Source organism: Cupriavidus sp. 21MJTG02-4, assembly GCF_057798975.1.
On record NZ_JBYOJP010000014.1, the window covers coordinates 176,213 to 191,730 of the forward strand.

Genomic DNA, 15,518 nt, shown 5'->3' on the forward strand with positions numbered 1-15,518 from the left:
GCTTTCATTCCGCACCATCCACGGCGCTGGCGACTTCGTCACGCACCCACGCCAGATAAGGGCCGAAACCCTGGCTGATGGGCCACGCAATGATCTCGGGCACATCATAGGGATGGTTCGCCCGGATGACCGCCTCAAGCGCCGCATAGCGCGCCCGCGTCGTCTTGGCCAGCAGCGGCCATTCCGTCGTCTGCTCCAGCTTGCCCTGCCACCAGTACTCGGATTGCACCGGCGCAAGACGGTTCACGCACGCGCACGCACGCGCCTCGAGCAAGGCCCGTGAAAGCCGCGTCGCGGTGTCCGCATCGGGCAGGTTGGTCAGCACGGCGATGACCGCCGCATCGTCGCTCTCGGCGGCGTGTTGTGAACTGGCACTGGCTTGCATGCGGCCCCTCCGAATCCTGGCGCACAAAACAAAAGAGCCAGGCAAATTGCCTGGCTCGATTGTAAGCGGTGTGTCCGAACCCGTCGGAAGACGGGCTGGAACTCAACCTTACTCAGCGGCTTCTTCGGCCGGAGCTTCGGTGATTTCCGGACGATCCACCAGTTCGACCAGCGCCATCGGCGCGTTGTCGCCCTGACGGAAGCCGAACTTCAGGATACGCGTGTAGCCGCCCGGACGAGCGTTGTAGCGCGGGCCCAGTTCGTTGAACAGCTTCGTGACCATGTCGCGGTCGCGCAGACGGGCGAAAGCCAGACGGCGATTGGCAACGGTGTCCTTCTTGGCCAGCGTGATGAGCGGCTCGACAACCTTGCGCAGTTCCTTGGCCTTGGGCAGGGTGGTCTTGATCAGCTCGTGCTGGAACAGCGAGTTGGACATGTTGCGCAGCATCGCGAGACGGTGCGACGAGGTGCGGTTCAGTTTCCGCAAACCATGACGGTGACGCATGATGATTCCTTTCAGATGAAGTGTTTGACCAGCTCTTCTATCGCCCCCTGGCGCAAACCTCGGGACGCGGGCCGGTAGTCATACATGCCCCGGCCGAAACCGGAGCGGTTACCGCTACGCGAGGCCAGGGCCTCGCGCCGCAATTACTTGTCCAGCCCTGCAGGCGGCCAGTTCTCGAGCTTCATGCCCAGAGTCAGGCCACGCGAGGCGAGGACTTCCTTGATCTCGTTGAGCGACTTGCGACCCAGGTTCGGGGTCTTGAGCAGCTCGTTTTCGGTACGCTGGATCAGGTCGCCGATGTAGTAGATGTTTTCGGCCTTCAGGCAGTTGGCCGAACGCACCGTCAGCTCCAGGTCGTCGACCGGGCGCAGCAGGATCGGATCGATCTGCGGTGCGCGGCTCGAAGCGGCCTCGGCGGCGGACTCGGTGCCTTCCAGCGCGGCGAACACCGACAGCTGGTCAACCAGGATACGGGCCGACTGGCGAATCGCTTCCTCGGGCGAGATCACGCCGTCGGTTTCGATGTTCATCACCAGCTTGTCCAGGTCGGTACGCTGCTCCACGCGAGCGGACTCGACGGCGTACGACACGCGGCGCACCGGCGAGAACGAGGCGTCCAGCACGATACGGCCGATCACCTTGCTCGACTCGTCGCCGAACTTGCGCACGTTGCCCGGCACGTAGCCGCGGCCTTGCTCGACCTTGATCTGCATGTCCAGCTTGCCGCCGGCAGACAGGTGGGCGATGACGTGGTTCGGGTTGATGATCTCGACATCGTGCGGCAGCTCGATATCGGCCGCCGTTACGATGCCTTCACCGTCCTTGCGCAGCGAAACCGTGACTTCATCGCGGTTGTGCAGCTTGAACACGACACCCTTCAGGTTGAGCAGCAGGTTGACGACGTCTTCCTGCACACCATCGATGGTGGAATATTCATGGACCACCCCAGCGATCGTCACTTCGGTCGGGGCATAGCCGACCATCGATGACAGCAGCACGCGACGCAGGGCGTTACCGAGCGTATGGCCGTAGCCGCGCTCGAACGGCTCCATCACGACTTTGGCGTGATGATCGCCCAACGGCTCGACGGCGATGATTTTTGGCTTGAGGAGTGCTGTTTGCATTAGGTTGTCCTTTTCAATACCCTCGGCTCGTTACACCGATAAGGCTGACGTTTGGAACCTGAAAGACCCATCGCGCGATGGGCAATAAGCCCGACCGCGCGTATAGCGCGGCGGGCTGTAAGAGAGGCCTTGCGGGAATCGCAAGCTCGAACCGTTCTGTTCGGCGGTCCGGCGGATTAACGCGAGTACAGTTCGACGATCAGGCTTTCGTTGATGTCGCCGGCGATGTCGGCGCGATCCGGAGCCTGCTTGAAGGTACCTTCGAACTTCTTGGCGTCCACGGCAACCCAGGTCGGGAAGCCCGACTGCTCGGCCAGCGACAGCGCTTCAGCGATACGCACTTGCTTCTTCGACTGCTCGCGGATGGAGATCACGTCGCCCGACTTGACCTGGGCCGACGGCACGTTCAGGGCCTGGCCGTTCACCAGGATCGCCTTGTGCGACACCAGCTGACGCGCTTCAGCGCGGGTCGAGCCGAAGCCCATGCGGTACACCACGTTGTCCAGACGCGATTCCAGCAGTTGCAGCAGCTTTTCGCCGGTGTTGCCCTTGCGGCGGTCGGCTTCAGCGAAGTAGCGGCGGAACTGGCGCTCGAGCACACCGTAGATGCGCTTGACCTTCTGCTTTTCGCGCAGCTGGTTGCCGTAGTCGGAGGTGCGGGCACCCGAGGTGCGGCCATGCTGGCCCGGCTTGCTGTCCAGCTTGCACTTGTCGGCCAGCGAACGGCGCGAGCTCTTCAGGAACAGGTCGGTGCCTTCACGGCGGGAAAGTTTGGCCTTCGGGCCGGTATAACGTGCCACGTTGTCTTCCTTTGTTCGATCACGGCGCCTGTCTTGACGCGCCGCGAGTCCGCCAACGCTGTGCTACCGGGAATCCCGGAGACCGTGACGGACGGTGGGCTTATGACGCGCGCCCCGTTGCCGGGTACGACGCAAAAAGCATTTTCCAATGCGCAGGCATTCTGAATGCGCTGAATGCAACATTCTAGCCGCGCAAAACGAAAACCTGCCGCATCAGATGCAGCAGGTCAACGCGCGATACTACCATATCCGAAACCGGAAGGTAAACCCGCCGGCCCGGACACGCCAACGCTTAGATGCGGCGGCGCTTCGGCGGACGGCAGCCGTTGTGCGGAATCGGCGTGACGTCTTCGATGATAGCGATCTTGATGCCCAGCGCGTTCAGCGCGCGGACAGCCGATTCACGACCCGGGCCGGGGCCCTTGATGCGCACTTCCAGGTTCTTGATACCCTGGTCTTGCGCCACGCGGCCGGCGTTTTCGGCAGCGACCTGGGCAGCGAACGGGGTCGACTTGCGCGAACCCTTGAAGCCCTGGCCACCGGCGGTCGCCCACGACAGGGCGTTGCCCTGGCGGTCGGTGATCGTGATGATGGTGTTGTTGAACGAAGCGTGGACGTGCGCAATGCCGTCGGCAACGTTCTTCTTGACCTTTTTACGCGCGCGAGCGGCGTTATTCGGACCTTTTGCCATTAGTTTCTTCCTCTGCCTTCGGCTTTACTTCTTCAGAGCCACGCCGGCCTTGCGCGGACCCTTGCGGGTACGTGCGTTGGTACGGGTACGCTGACCGCGCATGGGCAGGCCCTTGCGGTGACGCATGCCACGATAGCAACCAAGGTCCATGAGACGCTTGATGTTCATCGTGGTTTCACGACGCAGGTCACCCTCGACCGTGACCTTGCCCACTTCGTCACGAAGCTTTTCCAGGTCGGCGTCGGTCAGATCCTTGACCTTCTTGTCAAACGGTACACCGGTGGCCTCGCAAATCTTGCGAGCGCGCGAGCGGCCGACACCATAAATAGCCGTCAGGCCGATTTCGGTGTGCTTGTGGTTCGGGATGTTAACCCCTGCGATACGTGCCATTCGTCAATCCTCTTTCCGATTAGCCTTGGCGTTGCTTGTGGCGGGGATCCGACGAGCAGATCACGCGCACGACACCGTTGCGCTTGATGATTTTGCAGTTGCGGCAAATGCGCTTAACAGAAGCCAGCACTTTCATAATATTTCCTCTTCCTTCAATTCCTGTTCGCTCACTTCGTCCGGAAGACGATCCGTGCGCGCCATACCTTGTCTGTCCCGATCTGAATCAGCGCAGGGTCAGGTTGCCCTTAAAGTTCGCTTTCTTCAGCAACGATTCATACTGCTGCGACATGACGTAGGACTGAACCTGGGCCATGAAGTCCATCGTGACGACCACGATGATCAGCAGCGAAGTCCCGCCAAAATAGAACGGAACGTTCCAGCGCAGCACCAGGAATTCCGGCAACAGGCAGACCAGTGTGATGTAGATCGCACCAGCCAGCGTCAGACGCACCAGAATCTTGTCGATGTAGCGCGTCGTCTGCTCGCCCGGACGAATGCCCGGAATGAAGGCACCGCTTTTCTTCAGGTTGTCCGCCACTTCACGACTGTTGTACACCAGAGCCGTATAGAAGAAGCAGAAAAATATAATCGCAGCAGCGTACAGCAGGATGTAGACCGGCTGGCCCGGCGACAGCGTGGCAGCCAGGTCCTTGATGAACCTGCCAACCGCACCGGTCGACTGGGACGTGAACCAGCCCGCAATCGTCGCCGGGAACAGAATGATCGACGATGCGAAGATCGGCGGAATCACCCCTGCCATGTTCAGCTTCAGCGGCAGGTGCGACGACTGACCGCCGTACACCTTGTTGCCGACCTGACGCTTGGCATAGTTCACCAGGATCTTGCGCTGGCCACGCTCGACAAACACCACGGCGAAGGTCACAGCGATCACGATCGCCACGATGAAGATCGCCGCGATGATGCTCATGGAACCTGTGCGGACCAGTTCAAACAGCCCGCCGATCGCATTGGGCAAGCCCGCCGCGATACCGCCGAAAATGATGATCGAGATGCCGTTGCCCAGACCACGTTCAGTGATCTGCTCGCCCAGCCACATCAGGAACATCGTGCCGGTCACCAGCGTGATCACCGCCGTAGCCCGGAACATCAGGCCCGGATCGATCACCAACCCTGGCTGCGACTCCAGTGCGACCGCAATCGACAGCGCCTGGAACGTGGCCAGAACCACAGTGCCGTAACGCGTGTATTGCGTGATCTTGCGCTGCCCTGCCTGCCCTTCCTTCTTCAACGACTCCAGCTGCGGCAGCACGATCGTCAGCAATTGCATGATGATCGACGCCGAGATGTACGGCATGATGCCGAGCGCGAAGACGGTAAAGCGCGACAGCGCCCCGCCCGAGAACAGGTTGAACATCCCGAGGATGCCACCCGACTGACTCTGGAAAAGCCTCGCGAGCTGATCCGGATCGATTCCCGGCACCGGAATATGTGCACCGATGCGGTAAACGATCAGGGCCATCACCAGGAACATCAGCCGGCGCTTGAGGTCGCCGTACTTCGCCGTGTTCCGGGCTTGCGCGCTTGCATTGGGTTTCGCCGTGGCCAAACGATGCTCCGACTATGACTGCCTATGCTGCGATAAATGCCTGTCAGGCTGCGATCTGGCCGCCGGCGGCTTCGATCGCTGCCTTGGCGCCAGCGGTGGCGCCCAGACCCTTGATCGACACCTTGCGGGTCAGTTCACCGGCCTTGATGACCTTGGCGCTCTTGACCAGCTCGCCTACCAGGCCAGCTTGCTTCAGGACCAGCAGGTCGACTTCGGTCGCTTCCAGGCGCTCGATGTCACGCAGCGAGACTTCGGCCGTGAAGGCCTTGGTCAGCGACGTGAAGCCGCGCTTCGGCAGACGACGATACAGCGGCATTTGACCGCCTTCGAAGCCCACCTTGTGGAAGCCGCCCGAACGCGACTTCTGACCCTTGTGACCGCGACCGGCAGTCTTGCCCAGGCCGGAGCCGATACCGCGGCCGACGCGACGCTTGGCGTGCTTCGAACCGGCGGCCGGTTTCAGGTTGTTCAGTTGCATCTTGCTCTCCGAAGTCCCGGTATCAGGCCAGAACCTTGACCAGGTACGAGACCTTGTTGATCATGCCGCGCACGGCGGGCGTGTCCTGCAGCTCCGACACCGAGTTGATGCGGCGCAGGCCCAGACCACGCACGGTGGCGCGATGATCCTCGCGCGTGCCGATGAGGCTGCGCACGAGTTGCACTTTTACGGTTTTCTGCGACATTGCGTTCACCTTAACCCAGGATGTCTTCGACCGACTTGCCACGCTTGGCGGCGATTTCGCCCGGCGTGCTCATCTTCTGAAGGCCGTCCAGCGTGGCGCGAACCATGTTGTACGGGTTGGTGGAGCCGTGCGACTTGGTCACCACGTTGGTGACGCCCATCACTTCGAAGATCGCGCGCATCGGGCCACCGGCGATCACGCCGGTACCTTCCTTCGCGGGCATCATCAGCACCTTGGCGGCGCCATGCTTGCCAACGACTTCGTGTTGCAGCGTGCCGTTCTTCAGCGAGACCTTGACCATCTTGCGACGGGCTTCGTCCATTGCCTTCTGAACTGCCACCGGCACTTCCTTGGCCTTGCCCTTGCCCATGCCGATGCGGCCATCGCCGTCACCAACCACGGTCAGCGCTGCGAAACCGAGAATCCGGCCACCCTTCACCACCTTGGTGACACGGTTGACCGAGATCATCTTCTCGCGGAGGCCGTCGTCGCGTTCGTCCTGTTGGACTTTTGCTTGCATCTTTGCCATGACGTATCTCTCTTTATGCGCTTAGAACTTCAGGCCGGCTTCGCGGGCGGCGTCTGCCAGGGCCTTCACGCGGCCATGGAAACGGAAGCCGGCGCGATCGAACGCGACGGTTTCCACGCCGGCAGCCTTCGCCTTCTCGGCGATGCGCTTGCCCACTGCGGTAGCGGCAGCGGCGGTAGCGCCCTTGCCATCCAGTTCCTTGCGCACTTCCACCTCTGCGGTCGAAGCCGAAGCCAGCACCTTGGTGCCGCACTCCGAGAAGACCTGGGCGTAAATATGCGAATTCGTACGGAACACGGTCAGACGATTGACTTTCATCTCCGCGATCTTGGCGCGGGTCTGACGTGCACGGCGCAAACGAGCGTCTTTCTTGTTCATCATTGCACCCCTTACTTCTTCTTGGTTTCCTTCAGGATGACGCGCTCGTCGCTGTAGCGAACACCCTTGCCCTTGTAGGGCTCAGGCGGACGGTACGCGCGAACTTCCGCGGCAACCTGACCGACTTTCTGCTTGTCCGCACCCTTGATGATGATCTCGGTCTGCGTCGGCGTCGTAGCCGTTACGCCTTCCGGCATCTCATGGATCACGTCGTGCGAGAAACCAAGCTGGAGCTTCAGCGCAGCGCCTTGCAGCTGGGCACGGTAGCCCACGCCAACGAGGTTCAGCTTGCGCTCGAAACCGGTGGTCACACCCTTGACCATGTTTGCCGCCAGGGCGCGCATGGTGCCTTGCAGGGCGTTTGCTTCACGCGACTCGTCAGCCGGTGCGAAGGTCAGCGTGTCGTTCTCGACATTGACCTTGACCAGGCTGTGAATCGGTTGCGACAGCGTACCCAGCGGACCCTTCACGGAGAGCACGCCAGCTGCCACATTCACTTCCGCGCCTTTGGGCAGCGCGATGGGAGCCTTACCTACACGGGACATGTTCTCTCCTTAAGCGACGTAGCAGAGAACTTCGCCACCCACGCCAGTGGCGCGAGCCTTGCGGTCGGTCATCAGACCCTGCGGGGTCGAGATGATCGCCACACCGAGGCCGTTCATCACTTGCGGGATGTCGCTGCGGCCCTTGTACACGCGCAGGCCGGGCTTCGAGACGCGTTCGATGCGCTCGATCACCGGACGGCCGGCGTAGTACTTGAGGCCGATGCTCAGTTGTGCCTTGCCGCCATCTTCCTGGACGGCGTAGTCGTCGATGTAGCCTTCGTCCTTCAGGACCTTGGCGATTGCCACTTTCAGCTTCGACGACGGCATGACAACCGACGCTTTCTGCACGCCCTGGGCGTTGCGGATGCGCGTCAGCATATCGGCGATAGGATCGCTCATGCTCATACTGTTTCTCCTGTAGCCTGTGCGTAATTACCAGCTGGCTTTCGTCAGACCCGGGATTTCGCCCTTGAAGGCGATTTCGCGGATCTTGTTACGCGCCAGGCCAAACTTGCGGAAGGTACCGCGGGGACGACCGGTGATCGCGCAGCGGTTACGCTGGCGGGTCGGGTTCGCGTTGCGCGGGAGCTGTTGCAGCTCCAGGCGCGCCATATAACGCTCTTCTTCCGACTTTTCTTGGTCGTCAATAATGGCCTTGAGGTTGGCGCGCTTGGCGGCATACTTCGCCACCAGCTTGGCGCGCTTCTTCTCACGTTCAATCAGAGCCAGTTTAGCCACGGTTACCCCTTAATTGCGGAACGGGAACTTGAACGCACCGAGGAGTGCCTTGGCTTCCTCGTCGTTCTTTGCCGTCGTCGTGATGCTGATGTTCAGACCACGCAGTGCGTCGATCTTGTCGTACTCGATTTCGGGGAAAATGATCTGCTCTTTCACACCGATGTTGTAGTTGCCACGACCGTCGAACGAACGGCCCGACACACCACGGAAGTCACGCACGCGCGGCAGGGCCACGGTGACGAAACGATCGAGGAATTCGAACATGCGCTCGCCACGCAGGGTCACCATCGCACCGATGGGGTAGCCCTGGCGGATCTTGAAGCCGGCGATGGCCTTCTTGGCCTTCGTCACCACGGGCTTCTGACCAGCGATCTTGGTCAGGTCGCCAACGGCGTTTTCAATGATCTTCTTGTCATTGATGGCTTCGCCAAGACCCATGTTCAGGGTGATCTTGGTGATGCGCGGCACTTCCATGACCGACTTGTAACCGAACTGCTCGATCAGCTTCGGCACAACCTTATCTTTGTAGAACTCTTGCAGACGTGCTGCCATGCTCAACTCCTAAACGTGCCCAGAATCAAGCTGCCACGACGGCGCCGGTGGTCTTCAGCACGCGCACGCGCTTGCCGTCTTCCACCTTGATGCCGACGCGCGACGGCTTGCCATTGGCATCCACGAGCGCAACGTTGGAAATATGCAGCGGCATGACCTTGTCGACCACGCCACCGGTGGTGCCCAGCATCGGGTTCGGGCGGGCGTGCTTCTTCGCAACGTTCACGCCTTCCACTGCAACCTTGTCGCCGAGCACGGCTTGCACGGTACCGCGCTTGCCCTTGTCTTTGCCGGTCAGGACGATGACTTCGTCGCCCTTGCGAATCTTGTTCATGTCGGCTCCTTACAGCACTTCCGGAGCGAGCGACACGATCTTCATGAAGCGCTCGGTACGGAGTTCACGAGTCACCGGCCCGAAGATACGGGTGCCGATCGGCTCGAGCTTGTTGTTCAGCAGGACGGCGGCATTGCTGTCGAACTTGACGAGCGAACCGTCTGCACGGCGGACGCCCTTGGCAGTACGCACGACAACGGCGTTGTAGATGTCGCCCTTCTTCACGCGACCGCGAGGCGCTGCGTCCTTGACGGTCACCTTGATGATGTCGCCCACGCTCGCGTAGCGGCGCTTGGACCCACCCAGCACTTTGATGCACAGCACTTCGCGCGCACCAGTGTTATCGGCCACTTCGAGCCGGCTTTCTGTCTGAATCATGGTGTTTGTCTTCCCAACTTAATCCGCCAGGTGCAAAAGCGCCTGCCGGTCAGTCTTGGTCCCGTAGGCTCCGGCTTTGCGCCAGCTCCGTATGGGTTGATCAACTTTGAGTCGGTAGGAACCTGGCACTCCCGACTGACGTCGGGCCACCTGGCCCTGGCTCGCTCAACAGGTCCGCCCGGGTGGTACAACTAAGGCGAACGCAATAAAGCGGAAGTCCAGGATTATAGCTACATAATCCTGGACTTGCAAGTCAAGCTAAGAACGTGTGGTTCTTAGATGACGCGTGCAGCCTCTACCAGCCGGGAAACCACCCAGGACTTGGTCCGCGACAGCGGACGGCCTTCCTGGATTTCGACCTTGTCGCCTTCCTTGTACTGGTTGGCTTCGTCGTGTGCGTGGTACTTCTTGGAACGCAGCACGTACTTGCCGTACAGGGGGTGCTTGACGCGGTTTTCAACCAAGACCGTGACGGTCTTGTCCATCTTGTCGCTTACCACACGACCGACGAGGGTGCGGCGAAGCGACGTTTCCGTTTTTGCAGCTTCAGTCATTTCGCGTTCGCCTTTTCAGTCAGCACGGTTTGCACTCGCGCGATGTCCTTGCGAACCTTCTTCAGCTGGCTGGAATTCTGCAGCTGTTGGGTTGCCTTTTGCATGCGCAGGCTAAATTGGGCCTTCAGCAGCTCGGAGAGCTCCTGGTTCAGGCCTGCGGCGTCCTTGCCGCGAAGTTCGGATGCTTTCATCCCTGCTCTCCTTACGTCCCGACCTGGCGCACCACGAAATTGGTGGCGATCGGCAGCTTGGCAGCGGCGAGGCGGAACGCCTCACGTGCCAGATCTTCGCTCACACCATCCATCTCGTAGAGCATCTTGCCCGGCTGGATTTCAGCCACGTAGTACTCCGGATTGCCCTTGCCGTTACCCATACGGACTTCGGCGGGCTTCTTCGAGATCGGCTTGTCCGGGAAGATACGGATCCAGATGCGGCCGCCACGCTTGATGTGACGGGTCATCGCACGACGTGCCGACTCGATCTGACGAGCGGTCAGGCGGCCACGGCCCATGGCCTTCAGGCCGAATTCGCCGAAAGACACGGCGTTGCCACGGGTAGCCTTACCCGTGTTGCGGCCTTTCTGCTCCTTGCGGTACTTTCTGCGCTTAGGTTGCAGCATCGTTATTCTCCACTCTTCGCATCTGCGCCAGGCGCAGCGCGGCGACCGGCACCGGCGCCACCGCGACGGTTGCCACCCGGGCGGCCTTCGCCTTCACGGCGGCGGCCTTCCGGACGACCCGGACGACGACGACGGTCGTCTTGCGGCTCTTCCACCACCGGCGCGTCATTGCGGCCGAGGTGATCACCCTTGTAGACCCACACCTTGACACCGATGATGCCGTAGGTGGTTTCTGCTTCGGAGAAGCCGTAGTCGATGTCGGCGCGCAGGGTGTGCAGGGGCACACGGCCTTCGCGGTACCACTCGGTACGTGCGATTTCGATACCGTTCAGACGGCCGGCGCTCATGATCTTGATGCCCTGGGCGCCCAGACGCATGGCGTTCTGCATGGCGCGCTTCATGGCGCGGCGGAACATGATGCGGCGTTCGAGCTGCTGGGTGATCGAGTCAGCGATCAGCTGAGCATCGGTTTCCGGCTTGCGGATTTCCTCGATGTTCACGTGCACGGGCACGCCCATGCGACGCTGCAGTTCAGCCTTCAGCAGTTCGATGTCCTCGCCCTTCTTGCCGATCACCACGCCCGGACGCGAGCTGTAAATGGTGATGCGTGCATTGCGGGCCGGACGCTCGATGACCACGCGGCCAACCGATGCGTTCTTCAGCTTCTTCTTCAGGAAGTCCCGAACTTCGATGTCTTCCTTCAGCATGCCGGCGAACTTCGTGTTGTTGGCGTACCAACGCGAAGCCCAGTTACGGCTGACGGCCAGACGGAAGCCAGTCGGATGAATCTTCTGTCCCATCGTGACTCCTTAGTTGCCGAGCGTCACAGTGATGTGACAAGTTTGTTTCTCGATGCGGTTGCCGCGGCCCTTAGCCCGTGCCGTGAAGCGCTTGAGCGAGGTTGCCTTGTCGACGTAGATCGATTTGACCTTGAGTTCGTCGATGTCGGCGCCTTCGTTGTGCTCGGCGTTGGCGATGGCCGATTCGACCACCTTCTTCACGATCCCGGCAGCCTTTTTCGGGCTGAAGGCCAGGACGTTGAGCGCGCGCTCGATCGGCAGACCACGGATCTGGTCAGCGACCAGGCGCGTCTTCTGGGCGGAGATGCGGGCACCGCGATGAATCGCTTTCACTTCCATGATGGCACCTTACCTCTTCGCTTTCTTGTCAGCCGCGTGGCCCTTGAACGTGCGGGTGAGCGCAAATTCGCCGAGCTTGTGGCCAACCATGTTTTCCGTGACATACACCGGCACGTGTTGACGGCCGTTGTGCACGGCGATCGTCAGGCCAATGAAATCCGGCATGATGGTCGAGCGGCGCGACCATGTCTTAATGGGCTTCTTGTCCTTGCCGCCTACAGCCGCTTCCACCTTCTTCAGCAGGTGGGCGTCGCAGAACGGACCCTTTTTAGCGGAACGAGTCATATCTTTAGCTCCTACCTACCGATTAGCGCTTGTGGCGCTTCTGGACGATCATGCTGTCCGTGCGCTTGTTGCTGCGGGTGCGGTAGCCCTTGGCCGGGGTACCCCACGGCGACACAGGATCGCGACCAGCAGCGGTCTTGCCCTCACCACCACCGTGCGGGTGGTCGACCGGGTTCATCACAACGCCGCGGACCGTCGGGCGGATACCGCGCCAACGGGTCGCACCGGCCTTGCCGATGACGCGCAGGCTGTGCTCTTCGTTGCCCACTTCACCGATGGTGGCGCGGCATTCGATATGCACGCGACGCACTTCACCGGAGCGCAGACGCACCTGGGCGTACAGACCTTCACGAGCCAGCAGCACGGCGGAGCCGCCAGCGGCACGGGCAACCTGAGCGCCCTTGCCCGGCATGATTTCCACGTTGTTGATCGTGGTACCAACCGGAATGTTGCGGATCGGCAGGTTGTTGCCAGCCTTGATCGGGGCTTCTGCACCGTTCATCAGCGCCTGACCGGCAATCATGCCCTTGGTCGCGATGATGTAGCGGCGCTCGCCGTCGGCGAACAGCACCAGCGCAATGTTCGCGCTGCGGTTCGGATCGTATTCCAGGCGCTCGACCTTGGCGGCGATGCCGTCCTTGTCGTTGCGCTTGAAGTCGACCACGCGGTAGTGGTGCTTATGACCACCGCCCTTGTGGCGGGTGGTGATATGACCGTTGTTGTTACGGCCCGACTTCTGGAATTGCTTTTCCAGCAGCGGAGCGTGGGGTGCGCCCTTGTGAAGGTCTTTGTTGACCACCTTCACCATCGAGCGACGACCCGGGGAAGTCGGCTTGGTCTTGACGAGTGCCATGATTACTTGGCCTCCGCTTCAAAATTGATTTCCTGACCCGGCTTCAGCGAAACGTAGGCCTTCTTCACGTGGTTGCGACGCCCCATGAAACGGCCAAAGCGCTTTTGCTTGCCCTTCTGGTTCAGGATCTGAACGGACTGCACCTCGACCTTGAACAGCAGTTCGACGGCGGCCTTCACTTCTGCCTTGTTGGCATCGCGAGCCACTTCGAACACGACTTGTTCGTTCTTGTCGGCGACCAGGGTTGCCTTTTCGGAAACCACCGGCGCGAGCAGCACCTGCATCAAACGATGATCGTTCTTGGCTACTTGCGTCATTTCAGCAACTCCTCGATCTGCGCGACGGCCGCCTTGGTCACCAGCACTTTCTTGTAGTGCACGAGCGACAGCGGGTCAGCCTGGCGCGGCTCGACAACTGCCACGTGCGGCAGGTTGCGCGAAGCCAGGTAGAGGTTTTCGTCGAGGCTGTCGGTGATGATCAGCACCGAGTCCAGGCCCATGGCCTTGAACTTGTCGGCCAAGAGCTTGGTCTTGGGCGCGTCGACGGTGAAACCGTCCACCACATTGATACGGCCTTCACGTGCGAGCTGCGAGTAAATCGAGCGCATACCGGCACGGAACATCTTCTTGTTGACCTTCTGGGTGAAGTTCTCTTCCGGCGAATTCGGGAAGATACGACCACCCCCACGCCACAGCGGCGAGGACGACATACCGGCACGAGCACGGCCCGTACCCTTCTGGCGCCACGGCTTCTTGGTCGTGTGCTTGACCTCTTCACGATCCTTCTGCTTACGGTTACCGCTGCGAGCGTTGGCCTGGTAAGCGACGACGATCTGGTGAACGAGGGCCTCGTTGTAGTCACGGCCGAACACTTCGGCAGAGGCGTCTACGCCCGCGCCGATCTGGCCATTGTCCTGGAGGAGCTTGAGTTCCATTGCTTCCGCTCCTTAAGCTTTGGCTTTGGCCTTGACGGCCGGGGTAACGATGACCTTGCCGCCCTTGGAGCCAGGGATCGCGCCCTTGACCAGCAGCAGCTTGCGCTCTGCGTCGATCTTGGCGATCTCCAGGTTCTGCACGGTGCGGGTGGCATCGCCCAGGTGACCGGTCATGCGCTTACCCGGGAACACGCGGCCCGGATCCTGCGCCATACCGATCGAGCCCGGCACGTTGTGCGAGCGCGAGTTACCGTGGGTGGCACGGCCGGATGCGAAGTGGTGACGCTTGATGGTACCGGCGTAGCCCTTACCGATCGTCACACCCTGCACGTCGATCTTCTGACCGACTTCGAACAGGTCGACCGACAGCGAACCGCCAGCTTGCAGTTCGGCAGCCTTGGCTGCATCGATACGGAATTCGCGGATGATTTCGCCAGCTTCCACACCGGCTTTGGCGAGGTGACCCGCCAGCGGCTTGGTAACGCGGCTTGCGCGTCGGGCGCCGAAGGTGACTTGAACGGCGGTATAACCGTCGGTCTCGTCCGTCTTGATTTGCGTCACGCGGTTGTCGCCGACCTCGACCACGGTAACGGGAATCGAATCACCGTCGTCCGTGAAAATACGGGTCATGCCAACCTTGCGACCTACAAGGCCTAGGCTCATGGTTTGCTCCATTCCCAGCTGCGATTGGCCGGGGCTGATTGATACACGAAAACTGTGTTTGCGCAGTTGCGCTGCATTTGCGCTTAAAAAGGGCTGCGCTAAAGAAGACTGCGCGAGGCCAACACGGCCAACCCACCACCCGGATAAACGGGTAGCCTTACACTATATCCCACTGCCTTGGAAAGGGCAACATGAATTGCCGAATTCCGCCGGGAATTGCGGCTTCAACCACAGTATCCGGGGAAATTGCGTCGCGAAGCAGACTTTCTAAGGCGCGATAGCCGCCGAAGCGCTCCGTTCAGGCGGCGAGGGCGCCGAAATCTCCGCCCTGGAACAAGTGATACCAGGGCAAGCGCGGGCCTTTACTTGCCTTCGCTTTCGGTCCAACGTGCCATCAGCGTCGCCGTGCGCGGCTACCCCTGCCCTTCATGATGACAGATGTCCACCGGCGGCTCTCAGGCAAGGGGCGCTGCCGTCCCGAGAAACAAAAACGGCGAACCGAAGTTCGCCGTTTCTTTCTGCACCGGGCCGCGGGCGGCCCGAAGCCATTACACCTTGATCTCGACGTCCACACCTGCCGGCAGGTCGAGCTTCATCAGCGCGTCGACGGTCTTGTCGGTCGGGTCGACGATGTCCATCAGGCGCTGGTGAGTGCGGATCTCGAACTGATCACGGCTGGTCTTGTTGACGTGCGGCGAACGCAGGATGTCAAAGCGCTGGATGCGGGTCGGCAGGGGCACCGGGCCCTTGACGATCGCGCCGGTACGCTTGGCGGTATCCACGATTTCGGCTGCCGACTGGTCGATCAGGCGATAGTCGAAAGCCTTCAGGCGGATACGAATCTTCTGGTTCTGCATGATATTTCCTTAAAAG

At 60.9% G+C, this 15,518-nt stretch carries 29 protein-coding genes; all 29 read right to left on the reverse strand.

What is annotated here, in order from left to right; translation table 11 throughout:
- Positions 1-4: 4 nt before the first annotated feature.
- Positions 5-385 (reverse strand): divalent-cation tolerance protein CutA, encoded by a 381-nt coding sequence (cutA, locus tag AC3FKH_RS25150; protein WP_488678477.1) that lies wholly within the window; start codon positions 383-385, stop codon positions 5-7.
- Positions 386-493: 108 nt separating this feature from the next.
- The gene (gene rplQ / locus AC3FKH_RS25155) at positions 494-889 is read right to left on the reverse strand and encodes a 50S ribosomal protein L17 (protein WP_130393142.1); all 396 of its coding nucleotides are present in this window, start codon (positions 887-889) and stop codon (positions 494-496) included.
- A gap of 143 nt (positions 890-1,032) precedes the next feature.
- The gene (locus AC3FKH_RS25160; protein WP_011299297.1) at positions 1,033-2,013 is read right to left on the reverse strand and encodes a DNA-directed RNA polymerase subunit alpha; all 981 of its coding nucleotides are present in this window, start codon (positions 2,011-2,013) and stop codon (positions 1,033-1,035) included.
- Between the two features lie 176 nt (positions 2,014-2,189).
- Entirely contained in the window at positions 2,190-2,813 is a 624-nt protein-coding gene (rpsD, locus tag AC3FKH_RS25165) for a 30S ribosomal protein S4 (RefSeq protein ID WP_483709637.1), read from the reverse strand.
- 292 nt (positions 2,814-3,105) lie between these two features.
- On the reverse strand, positions 3,106-3,504 hold the full coding sequence (gene rpsK / locus AC3FKH_RS25170; protein ID WP_010812376.1) for a 30S ribosomal protein S11: 399 nt from the start codon (positions 3,502-3,504) through the stop codon (positions 3,106-3,108).
- A gap of 24 nt (positions 3,505-3,528) precedes the next feature.
- The gene (gene rpsM / locus AC3FKH_RS25175; RefSeq protein ID WP_010812377.1) at positions 3,529-3,894 is read right to left on the reverse strand and encodes a 30S ribosomal protein S13; all 366 of its coding nucleotides are present in this window, start codon (positions 3,892-3,894) and stop codon (positions 3,529-3,531) included.
- 19 nt (positions 3,895-3,913) lie between these two features.
- Entirely contained in the window at positions 3,914-4,030 is a 117-nt protein-coding gene (gene rpmJ, locus AC3FKH_RS25180) for a 50S ribosomal protein L36 (protein WP_008642959.1), read from the reverse strand.
- Between the two features lie 87 nt (positions 4,031-4,117).
- Complete coding sequence (gene secY / locus AC3FKH_RS25185) at positions 4,118-5,461, reverse strand: preprotein translocase subunit SecY (protein WP_488678478.1); 1,344 nt, start codon at positions 5,459-5,461, stop codon at positions 4,118-4,120.
- Positions 5,462-5,504: 43 nt separating this feature from the next.
- The gene (gene rplO, locus AC3FKH_RS25190; RefSeq protein WP_483709640.1) at positions 5,505-5,939 is read right to left on the reverse strand and encodes a 50S ribosomal protein L15; all 435 of its coding nucleotides are present in this window, start codon (positions 5,937-5,939) and stop codon (positions 5,505-5,507) included.
- A 22-nt stretch (positions 5,940-5,961) separates the two neighbouring features.
- Complete coding sequence (rpmD, locus tag AC3FKH_RS25195) at positions 5,962-6,144, reverse strand: 50S ribosomal protein L30 (RefSeq protein WP_010812381.1); 183 nt, start codon at positions 6,142-6,144, stop codon at positions 5,962-5,964.
- 10 nt (positions 6,145-6,154) lie between these two features.
- Positions 6,155-6,673: a 30S ribosomal protein S5 gene (gene rpsE / locus AC3FKH_RS25200; protein ID WP_006160449.1), complete on the reverse strand. Its 519-nt coding sequence runs from the start codon at positions 6,671-6,673 to the stop codon at positions 6,155-6,157.
- 21 nt (positions 6,674-6,694) lie between these two features.
- On the reverse strand, positions 6,695-7,051 hold the full coding sequence (gene rplR / locus AC3FKH_RS25205) for a 50S ribosomal protein L18 (RefSeq protein ID WP_211949841.1): 357 nt from the start codon (positions 7,049-7,051) through the stop codon (positions 6,695-6,697).
- Between the two features lie 11 nt (positions 7,052-7,062).
- Positions 7,063-7,596 (reverse strand): 50S ribosomal protein L6, encoded by a 534-nt coding sequence (gene rplF, locus AC3FKH_RS25210; protein ID WP_171516800.1) that lies wholly within the window; start codon positions 7,594-7,596, stop codon positions 7,063-7,065.
- Between the two features lie 9 nt (positions 7,597-7,605).
- A complete protein-coding gene (gene rpsH, locus AC3FKH_RS25215; protein WP_010812384.1) occupies positions 7,606-8,001 on the reverse strand; it encodes a 30S ribosomal protein S8 in 396 nt (131 codons plus the stop codon).
- A 27-nt stretch (positions 8,002-8,028) separates the two neighbouring features.
- Positions 8,029-8,334 (reverse strand): 30S ribosomal protein S14, encoded by a 306-nt coding sequence (gene rpsN, locus AC3FKH_RS25220; RefSeq protein WP_483709643.1) that lies wholly within the window; start codon positions 8,332-8,334, stop codon positions 8,029-8,031.
- 9 nt (positions 8,335-8,343) lie between these two features.
- On the reverse strand, positions 8,344-8,886 hold the full coding sequence (gene rplE, locus AC3FKH_RS25225; RefSeq protein ID WP_211949839.1) for a 50S ribosomal protein L5: 543 nt from the start codon (positions 8,884-8,886) through the stop codon (positions 8,344-8,346).
- 25 nt (positions 8,887-8,911) lie between these two features.
- Complete coding sequence (gene rplX, locus AC3FKH_RS25230; RefSeq protein ID WP_011299306.1) at positions 8,912-9,220, reverse strand: 50S ribosomal protein L24; 309 nt, start codon at positions 9,218-9,220, stop codon at positions 8,912-8,914.
- A gap of 9 nt (positions 9,221-9,229) precedes the next feature.
- Positions 9,230-9,598, reverse strand: coding sequence for a 50S ribosomal protein L14 (rplN, locus tag AC3FKH_RS25235; protein WP_019451025.1), 369 nt, complete (start codon positions 9,596-9,598; stop codon positions 9,230-9,232).
- A gap of 275 nt (positions 9,599-9,873) precedes the next feature.
- Complete coding sequence (rpsQ, locus tag AC3FKH_RS25240) at positions 9,874-10,152, reverse strand: 30S ribosomal protein S17 (RefSeq protein WP_011299307.1); 279 nt, start codon at positions 10,150-10,152, stop codon at positions 9,874-9,876.
- A complete protein-coding gene (rpmC, locus tag AC3FKH_RS25245; RefSeq protein WP_483709644.1) occupies positions 10,149-10,343 on the reverse strand; it encodes a 50S ribosomal protein L29 in 195 nt (64 codons plus the stop codon). Before rpmC ends, rpsQ begins: the two co-directional genes overlap by 4 nt.
- 11 nt (positions 10,344-10,354) lie before the next feature.
- The gene (rplP, locus tag AC3FKH_RS25250; RefSeq protein ID WP_010812391.1) at positions 10,355-10,771 is read right to left on the reverse strand and encodes a 50S ribosomal protein L16; all 417 of its coding nucleotides are present in this window, start codon (positions 10,769-10,771) and stop codon (positions 10,355-10,357) included.
- A gap of 2 nt (positions 10,772-10,773) precedes the next feature.
- A complete protein-coding gene (gene rpsC / locus AC3FKH_RS25255) occupies positions 10,774-11,571 on the reverse strand; it encodes a 30S ribosomal protein S3 (protein ID WP_483709646.1) in 798 nt (265 codons plus the stop codon).
- Positions 11,572-11,580: 9 nt separating this feature from the next.
- Positions 11,581-11,910 (reverse strand): 50S ribosomal protein L22, encoded by a 330-nt coding sequence (gene rplV, locus AC3FKH_RS25260; protein ID WP_224081396.1) that lies wholly within the window; start codon positions 11,908-11,910, stop codon positions 11,581-11,583.
- A gap of 9 nt (positions 11,911-11,919) precedes the next feature.
- A complete protein-coding gene (gene rpsS / locus AC3FKH_RS25265) occupies positions 11,920-12,195 on the reverse strand; it encodes a 30S ribosomal protein S19 (protein WP_483709647.1) in 276 nt (91 codons plus the stop codon).
- 22 nt (positions 12,196-12,217) lie between these two features.
- Entirely contained in the window at positions 12,218-13,048 is an 831-nt protein-coding gene (rplB, locus tag AC3FKH_RS25270; RefSeq protein WP_483709648.1) for a 50S ribosomal protein L2, read from the reverse strand.
- Positions 13,049-13,050: 2 nt separating this feature from the next.
- A complete protein-coding gene (gene rplW / locus AC3FKH_RS25275) occupies positions 13,051-13,365 on the reverse strand; it encodes a 50S ribosomal protein L23 (RefSeq protein ID WP_006576245.1) in 315 nt (104 codons plus the stop codon).
- Entirely contained in the window at positions 13,362-13,982 is a 621-nt protein-coding gene (gene rplD, locus AC3FKH_RS25280; protein WP_483730593.1) for a 50S ribosomal protein L4, read from the reverse strand. Before rplD ends, rplW begins: the two co-directional genes overlap by 4 nt.
- Before the next feature lie 12 nt (positions 13,983-13,994).
- The gene (rplC, locus tag AC3FKH_RS25285) at positions 13,995-14,645 is read right to left on the reverse strand and encodes a 50S ribosomal protein L3 (RefSeq protein ID WP_483711562.1); all 651 of its coding nucleotides are present in this window, start codon (positions 14,643-14,645) and stop codon (positions 13,995-13,997) included.
- 548 nt (positions 14,646-15,193) lie between these two features.
- Entirely contained in the window at positions 15,194-15,502 is a 309-nt protein-coding gene (gene rpsJ / locus AC3FKH_RS25290; RefSeq protein ID WP_006160488.1) for a 30S ribosomal protein S10, read from the reverse strand.
- Positions 15,503-15,518 lie beyond the last annotated feature (16 nt).